The organism is Caulobacter sp. DWR2-3-1b2 (assembly GCF_049896345.1).
In the GTDB taxonomy this organism is placed as follows: Bacteria; Pseudomonadota; Alphaproteobacteria; order Caulobacterales; family Caulobacteraceae; genus Caulobacter.
On sequence record NZ_JAFCUC010000001.1, the window covers coordinates 806,129 to 832,769 of the forward strand.

The 26,641-nt window shown below is 65.3% G+C and carries 24 protein-coding genes; 13 read left to right on the forward strand and 11 right to left on the reverse strand.

The features are described 5' to 3' along the window. Positions 1 to 11: 11 nt before the first annotated feature. The 6 genes from ACP694_RS03870 to ACP694_RS03895 are packed head-to-tail and all read right to left on the reverse strand — an operon-like array spanning position 12 to position 6,869. On the reverse strand, positions 12 to 908 hold the full coding sequence (locus ACP694_RS03870) for a GNAT family N-acetyltransferase (RefSeq protein ID WP_426010561.1): 897 nt from the start codon (positions 906 to 908) through the stop codon (positions 12 to 14). A 16-nt stretch (positions 909 to 924) separates the two neighbouring features. Then, positions 925 to 1,476, reverse strand: a complete 552-nt coding sequence (locus ACP694_RS03875; protein WP_426010563.1) for a dTDP-4-dehydrorhamnose 3,5-epimerase family protein — start codon at positions 1,474 to 1,476, stop codon at positions 925 to 927. Continuing rightward, positions 1,476 to 2,546, reverse strand: a complete 1,071-nt coding sequence (locus tag ACP694_RS03880; RefSeq protein WP_426010565.1) for a kinase — start codon at positions 2,544 to 2,546, stop codon at positions 1,476 to 1,478. Before ACP694_RS03880 ends, ACP694_RS03875 begins: the two co-directional genes overlap by 1 nt. A 36-nt stretch (positions 2,547 to 2,582) precedes the next feature. After that, a complete protein-coding gene (locus tag ACP694_RS03885; protein ID WP_426010567.1) occupies positions 2,583 to 3,533 on the reverse strand; it encodes an NAD-dependent epimerase/dehydratase family protein in 951 nt (316 codons plus the stop codon). 41 nt (positions 3,534 to 3,574) lie between these two features. Further along, entirely contained in the window at positions 3,575 to 5,776 is a 2,202-nt protein-coding gene (locus tag ACP694_RS03890; protein ID WP_426010568.1) for a hypothetical protein, read from the reverse strand. Positions 5,777 to 5,813: 37 nt separating this feature from the next. Further along, on the reverse strand, positions 5,814 to 6,869 hold the full coding sequence (locus ACP694_RS03895; RefSeq protein WP_426010570.1) for a glycosyltransferase: 1,056 nt from the start codon (positions 6,867 to 6,869) through the stop codon (positions 5,814 to 5,816). 202 nt (positions 6,870 to 7,071) lie between these two features. On the opposite strand from ACP694_RS03895, the gene ACP694_RS03900 reads away from it, so the two are divergent. Then, entirely contained in the window at positions 7,072 to 8,136 is a 1,065-nt protein-coding gene (locus ACP694_RS03900; protein ID WP_426010571.1) for a DUF4915 domain-containing protein, read from the forward strand. Positions 8,137 to 8,186: 50 nt separating this feature from the next. On the opposite strand, the gene ACP694_RS03905 is transcribed toward ACP694_RS03900, so the two are convergent. Further along, positions 8,187 to 9,116, reverse strand: coding sequence for an NAD-dependent epimerase/dehydratase family protein (locus ACP694_RS03905; RefSeq protein ID WP_426010572.1), 930 nt, complete (start codon positions 9,114 to 9,116; stop codon positions 8,187 to 8,189). Positions 9,117 to 9,270: 154 nt separating this feature from the next. Here ACP694_RS03905 and ACP694_RS03910 point away from each other — a divergent pair, with 154 nt between their 5' ends. Then, the gene (locus ACP694_RS03910) at positions 9,271 to 10,224 is read left to right on the forward strand and encodes an NAD-dependent epimerase/dehydratase family protein (RefSeq protein ID WP_426010573.1); all 954 of its coding nucleotides are present in this window, start codon (positions 9,271 to 9,273) and stop codon (positions 10,222 to 10,224) included. A gap of 12 nt (positions 10,225 to 10,236) precedes the next feature. Then, entirely contained in the window at positions 10,237 to 11,376 is a 1,140-nt protein-coding gene (locus tag ACP694_RS03915; RefSeq protein WP_426010574.1) for a hypothetical protein, read from the forward strand. Here the strand turns inward: ACP694_RS03915 and ACP694_RS03920 are convergent. Further along, on the reverse strand, positions 11,373 to 12,533 hold the full coding sequence (locus ACP694_RS03920; RefSeq protein ID WP_426010575.1) for an AGE family epimerase/isomerase: 1,161 nt from the start codon (positions 12,531 to 12,533) through the stop codon (positions 11,373 to 11,375). The genes ACP694_RS03915 and ACP694_RS03920 overlap by 4 nt on opposite strands. A gap of 86 nt (positions 12,534 to 12,619) precedes the next feature. After that, the gene (gene tkt, locus ACP694_RS03925) at positions 12,620 to 14,584 is read right to left on the reverse strand and encodes a transketolase (RefSeq protein ID WP_426010577.1); all 1,965 of its coding nucleotides are present in this window, start codon (positions 14,582 to 14,584) and stop codon (positions 12,620 to 12,622) included. A 177-nt stretch (positions 14,585 to 14,761) separates the two neighbouring features. Between tkt and ACP694_RS03930 the strand changes: the two genes are divergently transcribed. Beyond that, positions 14,762 to 16,798: an NAD(+) synthase gene (locus ACP694_RS03930; protein ID WP_426010578.1), complete on the forward strand. Its 2,037-nt coding sequence runs from the start codon at positions 14,762 to 14,764 to the stop codon at positions 16,796 to 16,798. A 103-nt stretch (positions 16,799 to 16,901) separates the two neighbouring features. After that, the gene (locus ACP694_RS03935; RefSeq protein WP_426010580.1) at positions 16,902 to 18,218 is read left to right on the forward strand and encodes a mannose-1-phosphate guanylyltransferase/mannose-6-phosphate isomerase; all 1,317 of its coding nucleotides are present in this window, start codon (positions 16,902 to 16,904) and stop codon (positions 18,216 to 18,218) included. On the opposite strand, the gene ACP694_RS03940 is transcribed toward ACP694_RS03935, so the two are convergent. Further along, complete coding sequence (locus ACP694_RS03940; protein ID WP_426010582.1) at positions 18,202 to 19,359, reverse strand: AGE family epimerase/isomerase; 1,158 nt, start codon at positions 19,357 to 19,359, stop codon at positions 18,202 to 18,204. The genes ACP694_RS03935 and ACP694_RS03940 overlap by 17 nt on opposite strands. Positions 19,360 to 19,468: 109 nt before the next feature. Here ACP694_RS03940 and ACP694_RS03945 point away from each other — a divergent pair, with 109 nt between their 5' ends. The 7 genes from ACP694_RS03945 (at position 19,469) to ACP694_RS03975 (ending at position 24,388) form a co-directional block, all read left to right on the forward strand. Then, on the forward strand, positions 19,469 to 20,047 hold the full coding sequence (locus tag ACP694_RS03945) for a D-glycero-alpha-D-manno-heptose-1,7-bisphosphate 7-phosphatase (protein WP_426010584.1): 579 nt from the start codon (positions 19,469 to 19,471) through the stop codon (positions 20,045 to 20,047). Between the two features lie 36 nt (positions 20,048 to 20,083). Then, positions 20,084 to 20,737, forward strand: coding sequence for a fructose-6-phosphate aldolase (gene fsa / locus ACP694_RS03950; RefSeq protein ID WP_426010585.1), 654 nt, complete (start codon positions 20,084 to 20,086; stop codon positions 20,735 to 20,737). 131 nt (positions 20,738 to 20,868) lie between these two features. Beyond that, positions 20,869 to 21,111, forward strand: a complete 243-nt coding sequence (locus tag ACP694_RS03955) for a hypothetical protein (RefSeq protein WP_426010587.1) — start codon at positions 20,869 to 20,871, stop codon at positions 21,109 to 21,111. Between the two features lie 68 nt (positions 21,112 to 21,179). Continuing rightward, positions 21,180 to 22,580 (forward strand): pyridoxal-phosphate dependent enzyme, encoded by a 1,401-nt coding sequence (locus ACP694_RS03960; RefSeq protein ID WP_426010589.1) that lies wholly within the window; start codon positions 21,180 to 21,182, stop codon positions 22,578 to 22,580. A gap of 52 nt (positions 22,581 to 22,632) precedes the next feature. Then, a complete protein-coding gene (locus ACP694_RS03965) occupies positions 22,633 to 22,893 on the forward strand; it encodes a type II toxin-antitoxin system ParD family antitoxin (RefSeq protein ID WP_426010591.1) in 261 nt (86 codons plus the stop codon). Between the two features lies 1 nt (position 22,894). Further along, a complete protein-coding gene (locus ACP694_RS03970) occupies positions 22,895 to 23,200 on the forward strand; it encodes a type II toxin-antitoxin system RelE/ParE family toxin (RefSeq protein WP_426010593.1) in 306 nt (101 codons plus the stop codon). 12 nt (positions 23,201 to 23,212) lie between these two features. Beyond that, positions 23,213 to 24,388, forward strand: coding sequence for a cystathionine gamma-synthase (locus ACP694_RS03975; protein WP_426010595.1), 1,176 nt, complete (start codon positions 23,213 to 23,215; stop codon positions 24,386 to 24,388). Here the strand turns inward: ACP694_RS03975 and ACP694_RS03980 are convergent. Further along, positions 24,318 to 25,301 (reverse strand): mechanosensitive ion channel family protein, encoded by a 984-nt coding sequence (locus tag ACP694_RS03980; RefSeq protein ID WP_426010597.1) that lies wholly within the window; start codon positions 25,299 to 25,301, stop codon positions 24,318 to 24,320. The genes ACP694_RS03975 and ACP694_RS03980 overlap by 71 nt on opposite strands. 142 nt (positions 25,302 to 25,443) lie before the next feature. On the opposite strand from ACP694_RS03980, the gene ACP694_RS03985 reads away from it, so the two are divergent. Next, a complete protein-coding gene (locus ACP694_RS03985; protein WP_426010598.1) occupies positions 25,444 to 26,604 on the forward strand; it encodes a DegT/DnrJ/EryC1/StrS family aminotransferase in 1,161 nt (386 codons plus the stop codon). Positions 26,605 to 26,641 lie beyond the last annotated feature (37 nt).

The following is a 26,641-nucleotide window of genomic DNA, read 5'->3' on the forward strand; positions in this document are numbered from 1 at the left end:
GCTGTGGCGGCCTAATAGACGTCGACGTCCAGCATTCCAATGTTCAATCCGGGGAGGGCGTCACCCTCGCCGCAAAGGTAGCGCTCGCGACGGGACGCGGTGAACCCGAGCGCCTCGGCGGCAGCGTTTTCGGCGAGGCCGGCGGGATAAAAGGCAGCCTGGCCGACGTTTTGAGCGTCCAGCCAGGCAAGCGTCGCCTGGAGAATGGGTTCTGGAGAACCGCCGACTTGCGAGAGGAACAGGCCAACGATGTCGCCGAATCCCTCGCCGCTGACCGGATCGCGGAACAGTTTGATCACGGACCAGCCTTGTGGAGCCTCCGGGGGGCCAGCCCTTAGCCACGTATAGTCGTAGCGCGGGCTGTGTTCCGTGCGCCAGGCCAAGGTCGCTTCGTCCCGCGGATAGAAGGTTCGCGCGCCGGGCGCCAACGACGCCGGAGGAGGGCGCGCCACGGGCTCGGCCGGCGCCGAGTCTGTCCCGGCGGTGAGCCGGGTCCAGTCGGCCAACACCTGCCAGGTCTTCCAGCCCAAACGACGGCTCATGGCATCGCGAGCCCGGGCGTTGCCGATCACCGCCAGCCGAAGGGCGCCGCGCCGACGGGCCTCATCGATCGCGGCTTGGGCGAGAGGGGCGATGAGGCCGCAGCCCTGATGGTCGTCGGCGATCATGATGTCCAGGCTCATGCCAGCGACCTCGACCCCACTAGAGATCACGTGAACGCCATAGGCGGCCACCATGCGCTCGCCGGCCCAGCCGGTCATCAGCAACGGGGCGTGGGGACAGTCGAAGAACTGCCAACGATAGTACCGTTCGTCGATCTTTCGTGCGTATAGGCTGTTGGAGAGCGCGCGGAAGGCTTTCGCGTCGCCCGGCTCGTCGCGGGCGAGGCGGAAATGGACTTCGGTCACGAGAAAGGCTCCAAGGTCACGGCGCTGCCGGTGGGAAGCGCGCGTCGCGGTCGCCGACCAAGGCCGCGTCGCCCAGTGGCCAGGGAATGGCCAGGGCGGGATCGTTCCACAACACGCCCGCTGCGGCTGAACGGTCGAACGGCGCGTCTGTCATCCAGCTTGTCGAAGTGTCGTCCTCGACCGTCTGGACCGCATGGGCGCATCCGGGTGGCACGTACATCACGTCGCCGTCCCGCGCCGTAAGCAGGGCCGCGTCCCAGCGGCGATAGGTCGAAGACTCGGGCCGCGAATCCAGCACCACCGAATAGGTCGCGCCCTGTACCACACGCAAGATCCGCGCCTGGGCGCTGGCGCCGGCCTGATAGTGAAAGCCTCGCACCGTACCCTTGCGCACCGCGTGGTTCTGGTTTTCCTGGACAAAGCCCCGCCAACCCGCCGTTCGCCAGAGAGCCTCGGTGATGACTTCGCAGGTCCAACCTCGACTGTCTTCGAAACGCGTGGGGCGAAACAACCAAGCCCCGACGACAGCCAGGCGAGTAGCGCCCGCGGCTTCGAGGGCGTTGGCCATCAGGCCTCGCGCGCGGGCCGGATCGGCATCCGCTCGTAGTTTGCCGTCAGTTGGGGCTGGTGCAGCACGACTTGGCTACCGTCGCGCTCGAAGCGAAAGGGGATGTGGATTGGCCTGCGCACATCGTCGAGCTTGAGGTTGGACATGGCGAACAGCACGTCAGGCTGCGCCTCAGGCGGAACAAACAACAGCATGAAGCCGCCGCCCCCCGCCCCGAGAATCTTTCCGCCCAGGGCTCCGGCCTGCAGGGCGGTGTTGTACATCCGGTCGATCGGCCCGCTCGATACGCCGGCCGACAGGCCGCGCTTCTCCACCCAAGCCTCGTGTAGCAGCCGACCAAAATCGTCTATCGGGGACCCTTCGTCGAGCAGGATGGCCTCGCCATCGCCGACCATCTTGTACAGCTTCTCCATCCGCTCGCGCTGATCGCCAAAGGTCTGGACCTTGGCTATTTCAATAGCGCTGGCGTCACGAGTGAAGCCGGTGAAAAACATCATTAGGCGGCTTTCCAGCTCCATCTGCCGGTTCAGGGACAGCTCCAGGCGACGCACGCCTAGATCTCCGTTGGCTTCGAAGTCGATGCGGTTCAAGCCGCCGAAGGCGACGGCCGTCTGGTCTTGGGAGCCGACTGGTTCTTGAAGATATTCTTGCTCTACCCGAATGGCCTCTTGGGCGAGACTCATTTTGGAGACCGTCTTGCCTTGGTGGCGCATCAGGGCGTGCAAGGCCGCAACGGTGAAGGCGGATGACGAACCCAGACCGGACCGGGCCGGAAGATCAGCATTATAGGCGATCTCGTATCCGGCGTCGTCCGGGTCGGTATAGTGGGTCAGCACCGCACGGACGACCGGATGTTGAATTTCAGCGATCGTCGCGGCCTGCTCCAGCATTCGCCAGGAGACGCGGTAGTTGAAATCAAATACCGCCGGCAGGTGGCGCAGCGTGATGTAAACGTACTTGTCTATGGTTGTCGACAGCACGGCGCCGGGACCGTAAGTCTTGAACCAGCTCGGATGATCGGTGCCGCCTCCGAAGAAGGAGATGCGCAGCGGTGTTCTGACGATAATCAACCAAAGACTCCCAGATCAGATGTCCGTGTCGCTAAATTATGCGCGGAAGCCATGTTTTGGAGCATCCAAGTTGTTTAGATACCACTGAACGGTGCGCTTGATGCCAGTCTTGAGGGGCGTTGGGCATGAAAGGCCCAGTTCGGCTAACGCGCTGACGTTCATCAGGTGCGGCGAGAGCGCGTCGACCGACGGCTCCGTCAGGTCGACCTCGACGCGATAGCCCGTCGCTTCGCGCACCGCTTCAATGATGTCGCTGACGCTATAGCCGACGCCCTGTGAAACATTCACCGGGCGCGGGCTGTCATTATCAATGAACCAGGGGATCAAGGCGGCGACGTCGCCGGCATAGGCCAGATCGTACAGGACGTCGTCGGAGGCCGGGAGGCTGATCTTGCGTAAGCCGGACCGTTCCGCCTCCGTCATGCAGCGGATGATCGAGGCGACCGTGGCGGTTTCCTGGGCGCGGAAATTGTCTTGTTCACCATAAAGTTCGCCCAGGATCAGGACCGCGCTGTCCATTCCATATTGGTAGCGATAGACGTCGGCTGCGGCAGCGCCGAGGCGCTTGCCAATGGCGTGACCGGCGTAGTTGGCCGGGTTGTAGCCGGCCCACAGCTGGCTTTCCGCCACAGGGGAGAGGCACCGCGCAGGGTAACTGTCGAAGGACACAGGATAGACGATCTTCTTGACCCCGTTTTGGCTGGCCGCCTCATACAGATTCAAGGTCATCGACGCGTTCTGAAACAGACAGTCGGCGGTCCAGGCCCGGTTGAACTCTTGACCGCCTCCGTAAGCCGCGAGGTGCACGATGCAGTCGGGCCGGGTATCGCGGATCAGGCCCAGCGCATGGTCGAGGCGCGACAGGTCCCCTGCCTCCGAACCGACCGCCATAATGGTCCGATCTGAAAAACGCTGCTCGAGGAGGGGCACCACGTGCCGGCCGAGCAGGCCGGTAGCGCCGGTGACGAGGATCGTTTGATGGGTCATCTGGATATCCGCTGGACGGCGATTGCTGGGCGGGACGCGGATCAGGCGGCGTTATCGAGCAGCTTGGGCTCCGCCGCGGGCTCTGGGGCCGCTGGCAGGAGCAGGTCGCGGGCGTGATCCACCACCTGCTTGGCGAGAAGATTGGCGTCGTTCTCGGCGGCCCATGATCTGGCGAAGCTCGCCGCCCCTTGCCTGTAGTGGGCATAGTGGCGACCGATCTCGGCGAGGGCCGGCGCGATTTCTTCCGGATCGCTGACCACCATGCCGACCGCCGCCAATGGGGCGTCGAACGCGCGCAGGTCAAGGCCGAAGGTGCGCACGGACCAGTCGCTGGGCTGCAACAGCGGGTTCAAGCGCTCAATACGCGACCGCACCAGGACGGCTTGTTCGGGGACTTCCACGATGGCGACGGCGGCGCCCTGGCGGCTGCACAGGAGGCGACGGCGAAGGATGACAGTTCCGTCGACGGTGCGGAACTCCGCGACCCAGGCCAACTGATCAGTGACCGCGCGCTGCGTGAAGTCGCAGACTGAAACAAGGTGGCTGACCGTTCTGGGCAGGACTCGCCAGGTCAGGCCGTACGACGAATGCTTTGACGCGGCGATCTCGATCTCGATGGACTGGTGGTCCACGGTTAATTGCTTGAGATGGGTAACATATTCGAGAGACGTGCGCAGGCGCCGGCCACCCCAGGTGTCGTCGCTGACCAGGACCGGCCTGCCAGCCATGATAGCCTCGGCAAACACGCCCGAGCTGCCCGCGTGATAGAGTGGATGCCGATAGTTCAGCATGAAGAGATCGCTGCGTCTCACGTTCGCGACATATTCGGCCGAACTGGGCGGCGAGAGGATCAGCTTCACGCCGACGTCGTCTTGCGCCATCAAGCGGTAACGCTCCGAGCGGGTCTGATCGATGCCGTCGGGCACGTTAAAATTGCTTTGGGCAAGCATCGCGAACCGCGGAGCGTGCTTGAGATTGTCGGTCGGGTCAGACCTCAGCTTCGCGCGGTCGATTTCGTAGCGATGGGCGGTTCGCCGCTTGAGCATCGCGTCGCGCGCATCGGGCGAGGGACGGTTGGGCAGGAGAAGAGCTCGCGCCTCGCTCTCGTCCAAGTCGGCCATCCGATAGAGTTGGCGCAGCCAGTAACGATGGGTCGCCGAGAGGTCCCGCATGGCGTTCGAGAGGTCGCAATAGCCCTTTTCGGGCCGCGCGTCGCCTAGATAGCCGATCGTCAGCGGGCGGTCGTCCGGGAGCGGATCGTCAACAAAGTCCGATAAGGCCTTGGGCATGGGGATCGGCAGAGCCTGGAACTGGAAAACACCCAGGTGCGAGTATTGTTCGGCGAGTTCGTCAGTATCGACCCACCAACCTGTCCGCACGTCTTTCCGGCTGTCGAAGGAGATCAGCCTGGTTCGCAGGCTACGCTGGTTCTGGCCGACAACGTAGCTCGGCCCCTGGTTGAGGAAGATCGGTTCCCGGAAAACGAAGTTCCAGTGGAGTTTGCGCGTCCTGGGGAAGGCTTCCAGCACCTTCAGATAGATGTTGAGGTCAGACACCACCGTGGTGGTGCAGAAGATGATGTCGTTCTCTGTCGGCTCAAGGCGCGTGAGGGCGCGTCCGATCGAGGCGACCAGCGCCTGTTCCGGCCCGTCCCGTGACTGTAAGACCGCGCGAAGGAGCCTGAGGGGTTCCTTCACCGCCAGGCGCGCCGTCAGCACTTCCCAGCGGGCGCGCAGTGCGTTGGCGAGGCGCGTCCGGCGACCGCGGGCAGACAGCCACTGCAGGCCACGCATCGCGACGCGATAGGGCCAAGTCATCACCCAGACGACGAGTCCGATGAGGCGCACGGCCAAGGCGGCTGCACCGATCAGAAAGGCGCCAACGATCAGGCCGCGTTCCGACTGCAGGGAAGCGCCCCGCCGCATTTCGTTCAGGGCCAGGTGAGCGATGCCAAGACGTGAGAAATAAAAGCGTTCCCGCATCCGCCGAGTGTGGCGACGCCTATCCTTTTCACGCTCAAGCTTACGCTTGGCGCGCATCTCCTGGCCCAAGATCACACGATTGAAATCAAACTCAATGACGGCCTTCAGGCCGGGCGGGCGCGCCCCCTTGAACTCGCGATTGGCGAGAAAGACGGGTTCATAGCCTTGGGCGACGAACGCCTCGACCAACCTCAGGCAGTATTCCAGATGGTGGCCGCCGCTCGACCTCATGAGCTTGTCGGTGAAGATTATCCGCGGCATTGCGAGCCCATCCGGCCAATCGTTTCAAACGTGGTCATCACAGCACCCCGGCCAGGGCTTGGCGGATATGCGGTTCGACGCGAGCGAACTGGCGTGGCCAGTTAAGTTCGTCGCGAGCCGCGATCTCGCAGTTTCGGACCAAATCCGCATAGGCGCTGGTGCCATAGATCCGCTGCGCCCGCGCCAGGGCCCGGGCGAAAGCTGACAGGGACCAATCTTCCATGATCATGCCACAGCCATAGCGCTCGACCAGTTCAACGCACTGAGGGTGCGGCGCGCAAATCGGCGGCACGCCGGCCTGGATCGAGGTGAAGAAACGGTTCGAGGGGAGATAGTAATGTCCCGGCGAAATCTCTGGATTCCACCACACGAAGGAAAAGATGTTCTCGGCCCGGCGCGCATTCAACTCTTCCGCAGGAGCCACGCCAAAATAACGAATGTTGTGCGCGTCGCGCAGGGCGGCTTCCACCTCGCCGGCGTTCGGATCCGTGATACGCCCGAACAGATCGAACTGATACTCGCGAACCAGTTCCGAGGTGAAGTGATCAGCTAGCGCCTGATGGCGGTGAAGGGTTCCGTACCAGAGAAACCGGCCGTTGCGCTGGTCGGCCGGCAGGCTGTGCACGGCCGCAGGATAACTGACGTCGGCGACATTGTAGATCGCGGTCGCCACCTTCGGCTGAGTTTGCACCGTGCGCACGTCATAGACCAGCCGTTCGACGTCGGGCGTCACCATCAGGTCGACGTCAGCAAGCATCAGGCGGTGCGCGTCGATATCGGCTTCCTGGAGGTTCGAGATGAATTCGTACGCATGGTAGATGATCCGCTGGGGACGGCGCTTGAGACCGATCAGGCTGGTGAAGACGCTGGAGCCGAAAACCACCAAAAGCTTTGGGTTGTATTTTTCCACCATGCGCAGGGCTTGCGAAAGGTATGCGCGTTGCCACATCGGACTGTGGTCCGGATAGTCAGACGAGACGCGCTTGAGCTCAAATGCGGGACCCCACGGCATTTCGACCGGAGGGCGGGCGATCTCGTCGGGCTCAATGAGCAGGCCGCGCTTGCCGAACAGCTTGCAGATCGAGTCCATCAACGCAGGCACCTCCGGCGATCCGTACCCTACGCTAACGTCCGAAATGCCAATGATTTCTGCCACTCAAGCCCCCAACATCGTGACCGACGCTCGCTTTATCCGATATGGTTAGGAGCGTCAAATGACGGTTGCAATTCTGGCCTGGATTTGTTTGACCTAAAAGTATCTATACTAGAATAGTTTGAGTGAAGAGCAAGACACTATGGATTCAATCTTTGATATTCCCTCCGTTCTTGAGGTAGATAAAGGCCGCGTTTTTTCGGGTCACCTAGTTGAAAGCGAATTTGTTCTTGCTGATCGAGTCACCCATTCGCGGTCGCGTAGCGTCCTAATCTCGTTCTGCAACACTTGGCCGGCAGGACACGGGCTGGCGGTGCTGGATCCTGATAGCGGCTACTTTCGTTGGGTGGGTCACGGCGTGCCAAGCCGACCGGCCTTCAACGGCACCGACGGATTGATCCGTGTCCCCGGTGGTATGCTGGCCATGGAACAGGTCTATGGCGGCGGAACTTGGTTGACGCGCTATGACGAAACCCTGGCCCCGAGCCAGGCTGAGGACCTGCCCGAGATCGCCGACGGGCACGACCTAAGGTCGTGGCGGGGGGGCTTGGTGGTGGCGGACACCGGCCACGATCGGATCGCTTGGCTGCGCCCCGGCAAACCAACCAAGACCCTGTGGCGGGCTAGCGACACCGGCGCCGACACTCAGCACGTCAATTCGGTCGCGGTCGTGGGGGGGCGCGTTCTAGCCACGGCGTTCGGCGTTAAGCCGGGGGCAGGTTGGCGATCGGCGCGCGGCGGCTTCATCGTCGATTGCGTGAGCGGCGAAATTCTGGTGTCAGGGATCGCGCAGCCTCATTCCCTGATTGCCGAGGGTTTGGCCTTCTGGTGGTGCGAGTCCGCCACCTCGACGGTTTGGCGGCACACCCCCGGGGAAGGCGCCGCGCCGGTGGCGCGCCTGCGCGGCTATCTTAGGGGGCTAATGGTTACGCCCCGGCACGTCATCGTCGGGGCTAGCGCGCACCGCAGGCGGTCGAGACATTTAGGCGTTACGGTGCCGATCGAGCGCGAGGCGCTGCACGTCGATGAGAGTCTTCTGTATGTTATCGACCGCAAGACAAGCGCGGTGAAGATATCGTCGATCCTGCATGCCGGATCGGAAGTGTTCGCCATCGCACCCGCGCCGCGAGGCGTACGGCGGCCCGACTGGGCCGACACGCTCTCTGCGATGACCGCGCGGTTTCAGACGGCGGCGAGCGCGTTCTGACCGAGACCAAGGGCCGCGAGCGGCGTGAGCGCCGATCGCGGCCCTGCAGGTCAGACGTTGGCGTAGCGCGAGTTGCGGATGGTCTTGTAGCCGCGCAGCAGTTCGGGGATGCCCCGATCTAGCGTCCAGTCGGGGGTCCAGCCGGTTCCTTCGAGCTTTGCGTTCGACACGATGTAGTCGCGCTTGTCGGGATCCTCGCCGATAGGCGCTTCCAGGAACACGAAGTTGGGCACGTGCTCCTGGATTTTGGCGCACAGTTCCAGCTTGGAGAGATTGGCCGATGACAGGCCTAGATTATAGGCTTGGCCGCCCATGGTTTCGTAGTTCTCGATCCCGTGCAGAAAGCCCTTCACGACGTCGCGAATGTGGATGTAATTGCGCTTGAAGTGACCTTCGAAGATTACCACGGCTCGGTCTGTGACCGCGCGCCAAGCGAAGTCGTTGACCAGCAGGTCTAGCCGCATGCGCGGCGCCATGCCGAACACGGTCGCCAGGCGGAAAGAAACACCACCCTGCTCGAGCACGGCGTTTTCAGCGGCCATCTTGGTGATGCCATACAACGACAGAGGGTTCAGCGGGGTCTCTTCGGTGCAGAACTGACCGGCGATGCCGACGCCGTAGCCCGAGTTGGTGGTTGGATACACCATCATCTGGCCCTCGCCCTTGCGCTTGGCCAGGGCCACGACGGCGTCCTGGTTGAGCGTCTGTGCGGCGATCGGATCTTCCTTGCACAGCGGGGCGCCGACCAGCGCGGCGAGCGGAATGATTACGTCCGCCTTGGGGGTCAACTCGTCCAGCAAGCGCTCATCGCGAGCGTCGCCGCGCACAGGCGTGAAGCCTTCGTATTGGCAGCACGCCGCCAGAGCGGTGTCGCCACGCGCGAACGTATCGAGCACCGTGACCTCATGCCCCATTTCAAGAAGGGTCGGGGTGAGGATGGAGCCGATATAGCCGGCGCCTCCGGTGATGAGTACGCGCATGCGATGTCTCTCTTCCAAATAATGTCGAAAAGCGCGTGGCTATTGGCCGTCCGCGTCAGGCTTGTCAACAACGCGCCTCTTCGTGTCCGTTGACCCCGGACGGTGGGGTCTGTCATAGGCGGCGCGCGCGAAATGCGCTGACGAAAGGCGCCTGATGACCCAACGCAAGATTCTTGTCACCGGCGCGACCGGTTTTCTCGGCCGCCACATGATGCCGGTATTGCGCGAAGCCTATCCTGACCGGGAGATCGTCGGAGCGTCCAGCGTGGATGGAGATCTCACGCAGTTCGAAGCCACCCGCGCGCTACTCGACAAAATTCGCCCCGACGCGGTGATCCACTTGGCGGCCTATTCCGGGGGGATCGGCGCAAATCGCTCTTGGCCCGCCGACTTCTACTGGCGCAACATCACCCTGGTCTCGAACATGTACGAGGCTGCCGCCCAAACCGGCGTCAAGCGCATCGTCTACACCATGGGCGGCTGTTCGTATCCCGGCACCGCCACCTCGCCGATCAGCGAGGACCAGATGTGGGAAGGCTATCCGCAGGGCGACTCCGCCGCCTATTCGGCCGCGAAGAAGATGGGTATCGTCGCCGCCAAGGCCTACGAGGCCCAGCATGGCATCAGTTCGACCGTTCTGGTGCCCGGCAACCTGTTCGGCGAATTCGACAACTATCGCAATGGCGAGAGCCACGTGATCCCGGCGTTTCTGCGCCGCTTCCACGAAGCCAAGCTGAACGGCGTGAGCGAAGTCACCTGTTGGGGTCGCGGCATCGCCCAGCGCGATTTTGTCTATGCCGAAGACGTGGCCAGGGCCATTCCCCAGTTTCTCGACCGCACGGACGTGCCCGGTCCGGTCAACCTTTCGCACGGAGCGACCACGACCATTCGCGAGTTGGCGGAAACCGTCGCCGAGGTCGTGGGTCTCGAAGCGAAGATCAATTGGGACCACGACAAGCCCGAGGGTCAGCTAATCAAGATCTTCGACGTCAAGCGCATGCGCGAGATGGGCATCGACTGCCCCACGGGCCTGCGCGAAGGCCTGGTCAAGACCTACGCGTGGTTCCAGGAGAACTACGCCGAAGCCGGCGACGGCCTGCGTTTGTGATCGGCGAAACACGTGGCGCCTTTGTCCGGACTGACGATCCTGGCGCCTGGCCTGACGAACCGCGTCGGCCACGAGCATGAATATACGCTGATGGTCGCGCGCGCGGCCATCAGCCGAGGGGCGACGGTGCGGGTAATTTGCCCGCCGCCGACCGAGGAGCTCGGTTTGCCTGGCGAAACTCTCGCGGTTCTGCCGACGCGGCGGGCGCCGATTCCGGATCGCTCTCTGGCGACGCGGGTCCGGGCACGGCTCCTGCCGCTGCGGGAGCGACTCGAGCGTATGCGGTACGAGCGCCTCTTCGCGCGGAGCGGCCCGACCCTGTGGTTGGTTCACACTGCGCCCTATGACGAAATCGCCAGAATTGCCTTGGCCTTCTCCAGGTTCGGCAAGGGCCGGCTGGCGGTGATCTTGCGCTATGACCATTACGACGATCCAGCCGCGGTCGAGGCTGTCCGGCGGGCCCTGGCGCCGGCTTCCGATCCGCGTATCGCGCTTTTCGCCGACAGCGAGACCCTGCGAACCCTGCTTGCCCCCCTCGCGCCTGCGGAGATTCGCTTGGCGCCCATCCCAGTCCAGGCCGCGTCCGGGGTCGCGCCCAAGCCTCGGATCGTAGGCTTTTTCGGGGCGATGCGTCGCCAAAAGGGTTTTCAGCACCTGCCGGGTCTTTTCGCCGCGGCGTTGTCGGCCGACCCGACCTTGAGCTTTGTGGTCCAGGTCTATGGTCACCCGGATGACGCGCCTGACCCGGAGATCGCGCGAGCTCTGGCCGCGCTGCGCGCCGCGCCGCGCATCACCTTGCTGGAAGCCCCGCTTTCCAGCCAGGAGTTCCACATTGCACTGGCAGGCTGCGCCGTCTTGTTGACACCCTATGATCCGGTCATCTATCGCGCCGGAACCTCGGGCATCTTCGCGGCCGGGCTGGCGGTCGGCTGCGCGGTCGTTGGCCCGCTGGACGGCTGGATGGGCGACGAAGCCGCCCGCGTCGGGCTGACGCGCTACTTCCCAGCCGACTTCACCGATCTCGCCGCGGCGGCCCAGATATTGACCGACGCCGCTGGCGTGGGCGCCTCGCCCTTCGTCCCGACCAAAGCCGAGGCCGACTGGATTGGTTTCAACTCGGCTGAGAGCCTGGTGACGCAGCTGGGCCTTTAGAGCGCCGCCAGACGCGGCTCGATCCGCAGAACCTCGGCGAAGGCCAGGAACACGTGGTAGAGCGTCGAGGCTGGCGCGAAGTTCACGCGATGTTCGCCGTTTGGACCAAAATGATCCATCCAGAGCGCCGGTCGACCGTAGCCCAGGTAGCGATCTAGCAGCACGCGGCTGGAACTGGCCAGGGCCGTCCGGGGGTCTTCGCCTAACTGTTCGAAACGCGCCACATGGCCCTTTAGCCGCTCGGTGTTGGGCCAGGTGCGCGAGCCGCGATCAAGCACAACGCCATCGTCCCGAACCTGGTTGAAGGTGACGCCCGTCTCAGGATCCACGCCATGGCGCTCGGCGAAATCGGTGAGGCCTCTGACCAGGTCGCCTGTCTTGGCGCCGGTCAGTCGCTCAAGATTGGCCAATATCCAAGCCCATTCTAGCTGGTGGCCCGGCTCGACGATCCGGCCTTCGTCACCGGACGCGCGATTCCAGTCGTCGTCGAAATATTCCGCCAGGGTCTGGGTTTCGGGGTCGAAGAGCCGGTCGCGGAAAAGGCTCTCCAGCTCCTGGGCCAAGACGGCGTAGCGCGCGTCGCCGGTCGCCTCAAGGCAGGCCAGCGCGGCTTCCATGAGGTGCATGTGAGGATTCTGCAGCCGCCTGCCCTTGGCCGGCTTCTCGTGCAGGAAGCCACGACCCTGGCTGGGACGCATGTGTGCGTCAAGGAAATCGAGGGTTTGCAAGGCAAGGGCGGCGGACGCGGTGTCGCCTGTGGCGCGGACGTGCCAACCCAGGGCAAATAGAGCGAATGCGATGTCATAGAGGTCCGGCGTCGTGTCGAGCACCTCGCCTTGACGGTTGAGAAGACGGGCCCAGCCGCCGTCCGGCCCTAGCCACGCCTTCTTCAGAAACGCTACGCCTTGGTCGGCCAGCGCCTTGCCGGGCGTCCAGCCCAACACAGCGGCGTGGGCGAACACGTAGATCTGGCGGGAGGTGACCCGTGTACGTTTGAAATCGACGCCTGTGTCGCGGCCCTCGAAGTCGAGTTGTTCTAGGAAGCCGCCATTCTCGTGATCGACGCCTTGTTCGGCCCAGAAGGGCAGAGCCTGGTCGAACATCCAGCGTCGGATGTCGGCGAACGGCACATCGATGGCGGTCTCTGGGGCGGACAAGGGCATCTCCTATGGCGGCGGCGCCTGTTTGCATCGGGTTGCTCGCCGCGTCCAGAGGCGAGGATCGCCGCCGATTCCTGCGCCCTTCAATCTGCCGCGCGCGCCGCTACGGCCTCAGCGGTGATGCCAAATTCCTTGTAGAGGCGCTCGAAAGGCGCCGACGCGCCGAACCCCGTCATGCCCACGAACTTGCCATCCTCGCCGATGAAGCGTTCCCAGCCCATGCGGATGGCGGCCTCGACGGCGATGCGGGTGGGGGCGGTCCCGATCACCGCCTGGCGATAATCGGCCGGCTGCTGCTCGAACAGCTCCCAGCATGGGGTGGAGACCACACGGGTCGGCTTGCCTTGGGTCTGCAAGATGTCGCGAGCCGCCACGGCGATCGAGACTTCCGTGCCCGAGGCGAAGATCGTCACCACGGCCTCGCCGCCCTCGGCGGCCAGCAGCTCATAGGCGCCCTTGGCCGACAGGTTTTCGGTGGCGTCGCCGCGCACGCCGGGGACCTTCTGGCGCGACAGGCACATCACCGACGGAGTGGCGGCCTGGTCCAGGGCGATCTTCCAGCATTCGGCGGTCTCGACCGCGTCGGCGGGGCGGAACACCAGCAGGTTGGGGATGGCCCGAAGGGAGGCCACCTGCTCGACCGGCTGGTGGGTCGGGCCGTCCTCGCCCAGGCCAATGGAGTCGTGGGTCATCACGTGGATGACCTTGGCCCCCATCAGCGCGCCCAGGCGGATCGCCGGGCGGCTATAGTCGGCGAAGGCCAGGAAGGTGCCCGAATAGGGGATGACCCCGCCGTGCAGGGCCATGCCGTTCATCGCCGCGGCCATGCCGAACTCGCGCACGCCGTAGTGCACGTAGCGGCCGTCATAGTCGGGCTTGTCGAAGGGCCGCATGCCCTTGACGAAGGTGTTGTTGGAGCCCGTCAGGTCGGCCGAGCCGCCGATCATCTCGGGAATGGCCGGAATCAGCTGGTCCAGGGCCGCGCCGGAATGGACGCGGGTCGCGTTGCCCGGCTTGGTCTTGGCGGCCTCGGCCAGATGAGCGTCGATGCGGTCATAGGCTCCGGTCGGCAGCTGGCCGGCCATGGCGCCGGTGAAGTCGGCGACATGGTCCGAGGCGGCCAGCTTCGCGTCCCAGGCCTTGCGGGCCTTGGCGCCGCGACGGCCGACGGCCTTCCAGGCGGAGGCGACATCGGCGGGCGTCGTGAAGGGGCCGTCGGTCCAGCCCATCGCCTCGCGGGCATCCTTGATCTGATCGTCAAACAGCGTGTAGCCGTGGCTGTGGGGGTCGCCTTCCTTGGGGCCCGCGCCCTTGGAGATCAGGGTCTTGCAGGCGATCAGGGTCGGCTTGTGCTGCCGGGTGGCCCAGCGCAGGGCGGCGGCGATCTTGCCGTGGTCGTGGCCATCGACGGCCTTGACCGCCCAGCCAGCGGCCTTGAAGCGGGCCATCTGGTCGCCGGTCTCGGCGATCGTCGCCTCGCCGTCGATGGTGGTGTTGTTGTCGTCAAACAGCACGGTCAGCTTCGACAGGCCAAACCGCCCGGCCAGGCTGATGGCCTCGTGGCTGACGCCCTCCATCAGGCAGCCGTCGCCGGCAATCACCCAGGTGCGGTGATCGACGACGTCCTTGCCGAAACGCGACGCCAGATGGGCCTCGGCCATGGCCATGCCGACCGACATCGCCAGGCCCTGGCCCAACGGGCCCGTGGTGCATTCGACTCCGGGCGTGTGGTGGACTTCTGGATGGCCCGGGGTCATCGAGCCCCACTGACGGAAGTTTTCGATCTCCTTCATCGTCACGGCCTTGAAGCCGGTCAGGTGCAGCAGAGCATAGAGCAGCATCGAGCCGTGGCCGGCCGACAGCACGAAGCGGTCGCGGTCGGCCCAGTCGGGCTGGCTCGCGTCGAACTTCAGGAACTTGCTCCACAGCACCGTCGCCACATCGGCCATGCCCATCGGCATGCCTTGGTGGCCGGACTTGGCCTTGTGGACGGCGTCCATCGACAGAACGCGGATCGCATCGGCCATTTTGACGGGCGAAACAGGCATGGGACAGGCTCTTTTGATGCTTTTGTGTCGGGGGTCTGCGCGGCCCGCACGTGGCACGCGAGGCCGATGGGGTCAAGCAAAGCCGGCCTCGGGCGCGCTCTCCCTTGCCCGGCCGGGCGCGCGCCGTTACCTGATAGCCACGCCCGCAGATCGCGGCCGCAACCGAAGGCTCAACCCTTGGCGGACCTGTCGTTCTTCTCGCCCTATCGCCACGGCTTCGTCCGCGTCGCGACGGCGACGCCGAAGGTCAAGCTCGCCGATCCGGCCGCCAACGCCCTGAGCGCGCTGGCCTTGGTGCGCGAGGCCGACGCGGCCGGCGCGGCGGTCATCGTCTTTCCGGAACTGGGCTTGACTGGCTACGCCATCGACGACCTGCTGCAGCAGGACGCCTTGCTGGACGCCGTCGAAACGGCCATCACCACCCTGGCCGAGGCCAGCAAGGACCTGGCCCCGCTGTTCGTGGTCGGCGCGCCGCTGCGCGATAATGGCCGGCTCTACAACACCGCCGTGGCGATCCAGGGCGGGCGGGTGCGGGGGGTGATCCCCAAGAGCTTCCTGCCCAACTATCGCGAATTCTACGAGCGCCGCTGGTTCACGCCGGGGGCCGGCGTCACGGGCCGCACGCTCAACCTCGCGGGCCAGGCCGTTCCGTTCGGGACCGACGTTCTGCTGCGCGCGGTGGGTGACGTCGCCTTCACGGTCGGGATCGAGATCTGCGAGGACGTCTGGACGCCCACCCCGCCCAGCACCGCCCAGGCCATGGCCGGGGCCGAGATCCTGCTGAACCTGTCGGCCAGCAACATCACGATCGGCAAGTCCGAAACCCGCCGCCTGCTGTGCGCCAGCCAGTCGGCCCGGGCCATCGCCGCTTATGTCTATTCGGCGGCCGGGGCGGGCGAGAGCTCGTCGGATCTGGCCTGGGACGGCCATGTGGACATCCACGAGTTGGGAAACCTGCTGGCCCAGAGCCCGCGCTTCTCGACCGAGGCGGTGGTGGCCATGGCCGACGTCGATGTCGGCCGCATCCGCCAGGAGCGCATGCGCGTCGTCAGCTTCGGCGACGCCGCGACGCTCAGCCCGCCCTTGACGCCGTTCCGGATCGTCCCCTTTGACTTCACGCCGCCGGCCGGCGACCTCGCGCTAAAGCGGACCGTGGAGCGTTTTCCGTTCACCCCGTCCGACCCGGCCAAGCTGGCCGAGAACTGCTACGAGGCCTACAATATCCAGGTCCAGGGCCTGGCGCGGCGGGTCGAGGCCTCAGGTCTGTCCAGACTGGTGATCGGCGTGTCCGGCGGACTGGATTCGACCCAGGCCCTGATCGTCGCCGCCAAGGTCATGGACCAGCTGAAGCTGCCTCGGACCAACATCCTGGCCTACACCCTGCCGGGCTTCGCGACCTCGGACCGCACCAAGTCCAACGCCTGGGCGCTGATGAACGCCATGGGCGTCACCGCCGCCGAGATCGACATCCGCCCCGCCGCCCAGCAGCTGCTGAAGGACCTGGACCATCCGTTTTCCCGGGGCGAGGCGGTCTATGACGTGACCTTCGAGAACGTCCAGGCCGGCCTGCGCACCGACTATCTGTTCCGACTGGCCAACCAGAATGGCGGGCTGGTGGTGGGCACCGGCGACCTGTCGGAGCTGGCCCTGGGCTGGTGCACCTATGGTGTCGGCGACCAGATGAGCCACTACAACCCCAACAGCGGCGTGCCCAAGACCCTGATTCAGCACCTGATCCGCTTCGTGGCGGCCTCTGACGACGTGGACGAGGCGACCGGCGACCTGCTCGAGGACATACTGGCCACCGAGATCTCGCCGGAACTGGTGCCGGGTGAAGTGACCCAGGCTACCGAAAGCTTTGTGGGCCCCTACGCCCTGCAGGACTTCAACCTCTATTACATGACCCGCTACGGCATGGCGCCGTCCAAGATCGCCTTCCTGGCCTGGAGCGCCTGGCATGACGCGGCCGCCGGCGCCTGGCCGGTTGGCACGCCGGACGCGGCGCGCAGGGCCCATGACCTGGCGGAGATCAAGCATTGGCTGGCGCTGTTCCTGAAGCGGTTCTTCGCCAACCAGTTCAAGCGCTCTGCCATGCCCAACGGGCCAAAGATCTCGTCCGGCGGGGCCCTGTCGCCGCGCGGAGACTGGCGCATGCCTTCAGACGCCACGGCCGACGCCTGGCTGGCGGAATTGCGCGGCGGAATGCCGGACTAGGACCTGAAAGCGGCGTCAAGCGTTAGAACAGCTCATTTTGGCGAAGGCGATGTGGTAACTGACGGCTGCCGCGCGATCACATCGTCGAAATTCGGGGGACGTCTTGACCGCCATCTATCCTGTTATCCTCTGCGGAGGCTCTGGCACGCGTCTTTGGCCCGCGTCGCGCGCTGACCGTCCCAAGCAGTTTCTCAAGCTGATCGGCGATCGCTCCAGCTTCCAGGACGCGATTTTGCGGGTCATGGACCTGCCGGGGACCGAAGAGATCGTGGTGGTGACCGGCGAGGGCATGGCCGATCTGGTCGAGCGGCAAGCCCTGGAGCTGAACGTCAAGCTGACGGTGATCATCGAGCCCGAGGCCCGGGACTCCGCGCCGGCCATCGCCGCAGCGGCGGCCTATGTCCAGTCGCTGTCCCCCGACGGGGTGATACTGATGCTGGCCGCCGACCACCATATTGCCGAGCCCGAGAAGTTCCGTGACGCGGCCTTGGTGGCCATCCAGGCCTCGCGTTCCGGGCTGATCGTCACCTTCGGCGTCGAGTCCACCAGCCCAGCGACCGGTTTCGGCTATATCAAGCCCGGCGCGCCCCTGCCCGATGGCGTGATGTCGGTCGCCGCCTTCGTCGAGAAGCCCGACCGCGAGACCGCCGAGCGTTATGTGGCGGAAGGCTATTACTGGAACAGCGGCAACTTCGCCTTCACCGCCCAGACCCTGCTGGACGAACTGGCGGTCTTCGAACCCGAGATTGGCCAGGGGGCGATGGCGTCGGTCGAGCGCGGCCAGCGCGACGGCGTACGTCTGCGCCTGGATCGCGAGGCGTTCGGCCGCACGACCAAGAAGTCGCTCGACTACGCAGTCATGGAACGCACGACCCGCGCCGCAGTGGCCCCGGCGGCCTTCACATGGTCCGACCTCGGCGCGTGGGACGCGATCTGGGAGGCTTCAGCCCGAGACGCCGAGGGCAACGCCGCGAGCGGCGACGTCCATCTGATCAATTCGAAGGGCGTTCTGGCCCGCTCGACAGGCCCGTTTGTCGGAGCGATCGGGGTTGAGGACCTGCTGATCGTCGCCGAGCCCGACGCGGTGCTGGTCTGCCGTCGCGACGACGCCCAAGGCGTCAAGACCCTGGTGGACATCCTCAAGGCCGGCGGTCGGGACATCGCCCACCGCCATGCTATTGCCTTCAGCGGCGGCGTCGAACGTCAGCCCCTGACCAAGGCCGCCAAGGCGGAGGTCGAGGTCTGGCGCATGGAGGCCGGCTCGGTCGTCAGCCTGCCGACCAGCTCCATTCAGGTTCTGGATGGCGAGCTAGTCGCCGAGGCTGCGGTCTTCGCCGCCGGCGCCCGCGAGGACCTGCGCTCACCCACGCTGGTCAAGTCGGCGACGGCCAGCGTCGTCCTGATCACGGTCTGGCGCTGACCGCTCGGTCCAGCTCCAGGATCGCGCAAACGATGTGGTAGAACGAGCTGGCCGGCGCGGCCTCGTCGACGAAGGTCCCGTCCGCCCGCAGCTTGTCGCGCCACAGCCCCCGCACGGGCGTGTCGAGATATTTCAGCAGCGCTTCGGCGCCGTTCGCGGCCGTGGTCCACCAGTGCGCGTCGCCCGTGACCTGGGCGGCCAGCACGCCGGCCTTGATCTGTTCGGTCTGGGCCCAGAGGCGAGCGATGTCGTCATGGACGCTCATGTCGTCGAGCAGGGCGAAGATCGCCACGCCGCGCGCCGGGTCGACACCCGGCCCCTCGCCGATGGCGATCATCCGCAGGGCCGCGGCGATAGCGTCGTCACGGCCGGCAAGCCGGCCCCACCGCAATAGCAGCCACGCCCATTCGAATTGGTGGCCGGGCTCGATGATCCGACCGGCCACGCCCGACGCCGGGTTCCAGTCGCCGTCATAGTATTCTCGGAGCCCGCCGCTGACCGGATCGATGAATTTGGCGAGGGCGAGTTCGGCGATCTCATCGGCCATTGCCCGCCAGGCGGCGTCGCCCCCCGCCTCTATCCAGGCCAGGCTGGCCTCGAACAGATGCATGTGGGGGTTGGACAGCAAGGGCAGGGTGCGTGGAACGCTTTCCTCGAACCCCGCGATCGGGTGTTTGAGGGTGGCGTAAAGGGCGTCGCGCAGCGCTGTGGCCAGCCTCGGCAGGTCGGTCCGTTGGGGTAATACCTGGGCGGCCATGGCCAGGCCAAACAGCCCAAAGGCTTGGTCATAGAGATCGACGGTGTCGTCCAGCGGCGAGCCGTCGCTGGCCACCAGAGTGCGCATGAAGCCGTCGGGGCGGCGGTACCTGGACAGATAGAAGTCCAGGCCATGGGTCAGGGCCTGTTTCCACGGGCCCTCCCAGCCCAGCAGGCCCGCCACCGCGTAGGAATAGATCTGCCGCGGCTGCACCCTGGCCCGGCGCGGGGCCTCCACGGGCGCGCCGTCCAGCGCGATCTTCTCGAAGAACCCGCCCTGCACATGGTCCGCCCCGACGGTCCACCACAGCGGGAACGCCGCCTCCAGAGCCCAGACCTTCAGCTGATCACGCAGGCGAACAAGGCGGGCGAAATCTTGGGTCATCGGGGTCTCCTGCAGGCAAGGCCGTTCTAGGATGCGCCCCGGAATTCGCCAACCCCTTCGCCAAGGTGATCGCCCTGTCGCTTCGGGCCGCCTGGCGTAAGGCGGAACCATGTCCGCCAAGCCACCACTGAAAGCCGTGTTCTTCGACCGCGACGGGGTGCTGAACCTCGATCACGGCTATGTCTTCGAGCCTGCTCAGCTGGACTGGATTCCAGGGGCCCGCGAGGCCGTCGCGATCCTTCACGCGGCGGGGGTGAAAGTGCTGGTGGTCACCAACCAGTCGGGCGTGGCGCGCGGCTATTTCACTGAAGCTCAGGTTGAAGGCTTTCACGCTGCGATGCAGGCGGACTTGGCGGAAGTCGGCGCCCGGATCGACGCCTTCTACGTCGCGCCGCATCACGGGCACGGCATGGTCGAGCGCTGCCGCCATCCCAACCATCCCGATCGCAAGCCGAATCCCGGCATGATTCTGCGCGGCCTGACCGACTGGTCACTGGCGCCGGAGGAGACGGTGCTGGTCGGCGACAAGGCGTCCGATGTCGAGGCCGCGCGGCGAGCCGGGGTCGAGGGACTGCGGTTCAGGGGGGGGCGACCTGCTGGACTTCCTGCGCGAGTCCCTGGGTCCGCGCCTCCCCGAGGCCGACCGCTAGGGACTTTCCCGGTTGGCGCGCCGCCCCCGGGCGGATAAACCCAACCCAAACTCCAAAACAAGAAGCGCAGGCCCATGCAGATCTTCCTCGACAGCACCGACACCAAGATCATCGCCGACCTGGCCTCGACGGGCTTGGTGGACGGGGTGACCACCAACCCGACGCTGATCGCCAAGTCGGGCCGGCCGATGCTGGAAGTGATCGCAGAGATTTGCGACCTGGTGCCCGGCCCGATCAGCGCCGAGGTCGCCGCCACCACCCACGAGGCGATGATCGCCGAGGGCAAGAAGCTTGCCGGCATCGCGCCCAATGTCGTGGTCAAGGTGCCGCTAACCCGCGACGGCTTGATCGCCACCGCCGCCTTCGCCAGCGAGGGCATCTTGACCAACGTCACCCTGTGTTTCTCGGCGACCCAGGCCTTGCTGGCCGCCAAGGCCGGTGCGACCTATGTCTCGCCGTTCATCGGCCGGCTGGATGACTATGGCTTCGACGGCATGGACCTGATCCGCGACATCCGCACGATCTACGACAACTACGGCTACGAGACCGAAATCCTGGCCGCCTCGGTGCGCCATGTCGCCCACGTCAAGGACGCGGCCATCGTCGGCGCCGATGTGGTGACCATCCCCCCGGCCACCTTCGCCGACCTTTTCAAGCATCCCCTGACCGACAAGGGCCTGGAGCAATTCCTGAAGGATTGGGCCGGAACCGGGCAATCGATCCTGTAGGACCGTCAAATCCTGTTCGATTTCTGCGCGGCCCCGGAGGATTTCGGGGCCGTTGCTTTTTGCGACTGCGAAGGCGGTTCGCAATTGCGAGTTCGTGCGTTAGGGTCTCAGTACCCACGCGGGAGCGCGCCATGAACGTCGCCGACATCGCTGTTGAAATCTGCATCGCCTCCGCCGACGAGGCCCTGCGGTTCTCCAATTTCGTGCAGGCCTTCCTGTCGCGCAACGGTTTCCCGTTCGTGATGATCCACAACGCTCCAGAGCTGGCGGGTGAACTTCGCAAGGTGGTGTTCGAGGACGAGACGGTCAGCCGCAAGTTCGCCAGCGAGTGGGGGCTAAATCATTTGACGTCGGCGGAGCCGCGCTTCGCGTAACGACGTTGGCGGTTTCAAGAAACCGGCCTAGATAGGGAGATCATTTCTCTCTGTCGCCGAGTTGCGCCATGAACGACCCCAAATCCGCTCTTCCCCCGGTCGTCGGTTCCGCGCTGGATCTGATCGGCCGGACGCCGATGATGGAGGTTCACAACCTCGACACCGGCCTCTGCCGACTGTTCTTGAAGCTCGAAAACCAGAACCCCGGGGGCTCGATCAAGGATCGCGTCGCGCGCTCGATGATCGAAGCGGCCGAGGCCGACGGCAGCCTCAAGCCCGGCGGGGCCATCATCGAGGCGACGGCCGGCAACACCGGCCTGGGCCTGGCCCAGGTGGCGACGCTGAAGGGCTACAAGCTGATCCTGATCGTCCCGGACAAGATGGCCCGTGAGAAGATCCTGCACCTGCGCGCCATGGGCGTGGACGTGCGCCTGACCCGCAGCGATGTCGGCAAGGGCCACCCGGAATATTACCAGGACATGGCCCAGACCCTGGCCCAGTCGATCCCTGGCTCGATCTATGTCAACCAGTTCGAGAACCCGGCCAATCCGCTGGCTCACGAGACCACCACCGCACCGGAAATCTTCGAGCAGATGGGCGGCGACGTCGACGCTGTGGTGGTGGGGGTCGGCTCGGGCGGCACCCTGACCGGCATCGGCCGGTTCATGGCCCAGCATTCGCCGAAGACGCAAATGGTGCTGGCCGATCCCGTCGGCTCGATCCTTTGCGATTATGTGGCGACCGGGACCCATGGCGAGGCCGGGTCGTGGATCGTCGAGGGCATCGGCGAGGATTTCATCCCCGTCAATGCGCAGATGGACTTCGTCAAGACGGCCTATTCGATCAGCGACCGCGAGAGCGTCGACACCGCCCGTCTGCTGCTGAAGAAGGAGGGCATCCTCGGCGGCTCGTCCTCCGGCACCCTGCTGGCGGCGGCCCTGCGCTACTGCCAGGCCCAGACCGAGCCCAAGCGGGTGGTGACGTTCGTGTGCGACACCGGCGCCAAATACCTGACCAAGATGTTCAACGACATGTGGCTGGCCGCCCACGGCTTCGACCAGCGCGAGTTGCACGGCGACTTGCGCGACCTGATCGCCAAGCGCTATGCCGACGGCGGAGTGGTGGCCATCGGCCCGGACGACACCTTGATGACCGCCTATAACCGCATGCGCAGCGGCGATATCAGCCAACTGCCGGTAGTCGATCACGGCAAGCTGGTAGGCATTCTCGACGAGAGCGACGTTCTGGCCGCCGTCGAGGGTCCCGACGATAGCCGTGGGCCCAAGTTCAAGACCCTGGTCGGGGCGGCGATGACCAAGGCGGTCAACACCCTGCAGACCACCCAGGGCGTCGACGCCCTGCCCGAGGTGTTCGACCGCGACGAGGTGGCCCTGGTCTGCGACGGCGACGAGTTCGTCGGCGTGATCACCCGCGTGGACCTGATCAACCACCTGAGGCTGGCCAGCTAGGCCGTTGCGGATTTGTTCCGATCGGTTCATGCTTCCATCGAGGAAAGGCCCGATGATGGAAATCACGCTGAAGCCCGATCTAGAGCAATTCGCCCGCGATTGCGTCGCAGAGGGTCGCTATGAAGATGTCAGCGCTGTCGTCAAGGCGGCCCTTACGCTGCTTCAGGAACAAGAAGTGCAGCGCGAGCGGTTGAACGCCTCGCTGGACGAGGCAATAGCGGAGGCTGATCGCGATGGTTGCTTTACAGCCGCCGAGGTTGCGGCGGAAATGAAGGCCGCCATTGAGGCGGCCGCCAAGGAAGTCGTCGAGTAAGATGGCGCCAGCGACGATCGCGCCCCAAGCTAGGCGTGAGCTTCTCGCCGCAGCAAACTGGATCTCTGGCGATAGTCCGCACGCCGCGCTCAAGCTGACGGACGTCATGCTCGCCGCCGCTGACGCCTTGGGTCGAAATGCTCATCTCGGTCAGGAACAACCTGATCTCGTACGGCCACCTTTTCGGCTCTTCAGGATGAAAGGGTTTCCTTATGTCCTGGTCTCCGATCCAACTCGAAAGCCGCCTGTGATCACGCGCATGCTGCATGGCGCCCGCGATTTGGCTGACATTCTCAAATCTCTCTGACACCGAGTTTCCATGACCGACATCCCCGGCAAGAACCGCTTGGCCTTCGCCACCCGCACGATCCACGGCGGCCAGTTTCCCGACCCGACGACAGGGGCGGTGATGGTGCCGATCTACGCGACCTCGACCTATGTCCAGTCCAGTCCCGGCGAGCACAAGGGCTTCGAATATAGCCGTAGCCACAACCCGACCCGGTTCGCCTTCGAGCGCTGCATCGCCGATCTGGAGAGCGGTACGGCGGGTTTCGCCTTCGCTTCGGGCCTGGCGGCGGCCTCGACGATCCTGGAGATCCTCGACACCGGCGCGCACGTGATCGCCAGCGACGACCTCTACGGCGGCTCGTTCCGGCTGTTCGACAAGGTGCGCAAGCGCTCGGCCGGGCTGAGATTTAGCTTCGTGGACATGGGCGATCTGGCGGCGATCGAGGCGGCGATTACCCCCGAGACGAAGATGATCTGGGTGGAGACGCCCACCAACCCCATGCTGCGCCTGGCCGACCTGGCGGCCATCGCCCAACTGTCCAAGCAACATGGCCTGATCACCGTCGCCGACAACACCTTCGCCAGCCCGTTCGTGCAGCGTCCGCTGGAGCTGGGCTTCGACGTGGTCATGCACTCGGCCACCAAATACCTGAACGGCCATTCCGACGTGGTGGCGGGCGTGGCGGTGGTCGGCGACAACGCCGAGGTCGCCGAGAAGCTGAAGTTCCTGCAGAACGCCGTCGGCGCGGTGCTGGGGCCGTTCGACAGCTTTCTGGCCCTGCGCGGCGTCAAGACCCTGGCCCTGCGCATGCAGCGGGCCTGCGACAGCGCCATGACCATCGCCAAGTGGCTGTCGACCCGCGCCGACGTCGCCAGGGTGATCTATCCGGGCCTGCCCAGCCACCCGCAGCACGAACTGGCCAAGCGCCAGATGCTGGGCGGATTTGGCGGCATCATTTCGGTGGAGCTGAAGGGCGACGTCAACACCGCCAAGCGGATGCTGGAACGCACCCGTCTTTTCACGCTCGCCGAGAGCCTAGGCGGGGTCGAGAGCCTGATCGAGCATCCGGCGATCATGACCCACGCCTCGATCCCAACCGACCAGCGCGCCGCCCTGGGCATTTCCGACACCCTGATCAGGCTGTCGGTGGGGATCGAGGACTGCGAGGATCTGATCGCCGACCTTTCCGAGGCGCTCTCAGCCTGAACAGGTGTTGACCCGTGTCGCCGGGCATGACCGGCGACGGGTCCGGCGCCTTGGAGGGACGGGGTGGCGCAAGGTCCCGCGTCGGGTCCTCGGCCCACAGGTGGGCGGCCAGCATCAGGTCGGTCCTGACCGGTCCATAGTCCTCCCTGGCGGTCCAGACGCGGATCGCCGCCTGGGCGAAGGCCTCGGTCAGATCGACGACCTCGATCATCGGAGCCGGATCCTTGCGCACCCTTGGATCGCCCTCGGCCCGCTCGCGCATCTTCTGCAACACCGCGACCAGGTCGGTCTTCAGCGGAACCTTGAACACCACGTCGGCTCGGCGATTGCGGTGGGCCGAGTAGTTCAGGATGACATCGCCGAACACCTTGCTGTTGGGGATCATCACCTTGATGTTGTCCGGCGTGGCGATCTCGGTGAACAACAGATCCAGCGCCTTGACCGTGCCTTGGCGGGTCGAGGTCTCAATGAGATCACCGACCTTGTAGGGGCGAAACAGCAGGATCATCACCCCGGCCGCCACGTTCGACAACGCGCCCTGCAAAGCCAGGCCGATGGCCAGCGAGGCGGCGCCCAGCACGGCGAGGATCGAGGTGGCCTGAACGCCCACCTGCTGCAACACCGCCACCAGGCCCACCGCGACCACGGCATAGCGCACCAGCGAGGCGCCGAAGGTCTCAAGGGTGGGGTCGGGGTTGTTGCGATGCACCCGCGCCAGGGACCGGCGAACGACGCCCGCCAGCCAGCCGGCGATCCAGAAGGTGGCCGCCAGGATCAGGGCGGCGACCACCAGGTTCACCGCCACCTTGCCCAGCCAATCAAGAAAATGCCCCAACATCGTCTCGTCGGCTTTCACATTGGCGATGGCGGGGAGGGTGATGTTGGGCGGAACGGCGGCCGGCTTGGTTTGCATGGTCCCTCGATGGCGCCCCGGCGGCGAGCGGTCAACGCGGCTCGCGCGGACCTGTTGTGACGGTAGCGCTTCGTGGCGAGGAAACAGTCGGTTACATCAATTGGCTCGAACTCGAGCCGATCCGCCTCTAAGAGCGCCGCCCATGAGCATGTCCTTCATCGACCTCGCCGCGCAACAGCGCCGAATCCGCGGGCAAATCGACGCGGCGATCGCCAGCGTCCTCGACAGCGGCGCCTATGTGATGGGTCCGCAGGTACGAGAATTCGAGGCCAGGCTCGCGGTGTTCGGCCAGGCCAAGCTGGCCCTGTCCTGCGCCAACGGCACCGACGCCATCGCCCTGCCGCTGATGGCCTGGGGTATCGGGCCTGGCGACGCGGTGTTCTGCCCGTCCTTCACCTTCGCCGCGACGCCGGAGGTTGTGCCATGGGTCGGGGCGACGCCGGTGTTCGTCGACATCCTGGAAGACACCTTCAACCTCGACCCCGCCAAGCTGGAAGCGGCCATCGCCGGCGTGAAGGCCGACGGCAAGCTGGCGCCCAAGGTGGTGATCGCCGTCGACCTTTTCGGCCAGCCCGCCGACTATCCCGCGATCAAGGCCATCTGCGACCGCGAAGGGCTGAAGCTGATCTCCGACAGCGCCCAAGGCTTTGGCTGCACCCTGGACGGCAAGCACCCGCTACACTGGGCAGACGTCGCCACCACCAGTTTCTTTCCGGCCAAGCCCCTGGGCTGTTATGGCGACGGCGGCGCGGTGCTGACCAACGACCAGGACCTGTGGGACCTTATGGACAGCCTTAGGGTGCACGGAAAGGCCGTGGCCTCCGACCTTGTGGGCCGCACCTTCGAACACGACACCAAGTATCTGAACACCCGCATCGGCATGAACTCCCGGCTGGACACGATACAGGCGGCGATCTTGATCGAGAAGCTGTCGATCTTCCAGGAAGAGATCGACCTGCGCCAAGTCGTGGCCCATCGCTACGCCGAGGGCTTGAAGGGCGCGGTGCTGGCGACGCCGGGCGTGATCGCCGGCGGCGTCTCTGTCTGGGCCCAGTATGTGATCGAGCACGGAAACCGCGATGGCCTGGCCGCGCACCTGAAGACCCAGGGCGTGCCGACGGCGGTCTATTATCCGGTGCCGATGCATGTCCAGGCGCCCTACGCCGCTTTCCCGCGCGGGGTCGGCGGCCTGCCGGTGACCGAGGCCAAGGCCGAGACCGTGCTGGCCCTGCCAATGCATCCCTATCTGGGCGAGGCGGACCAGCAGCGGATCATCGACGCGATCCGGGCGTTCAATGGCTAAGCTGCGCCCCGTTCCCGCCGCACGCGGAACTATTGTG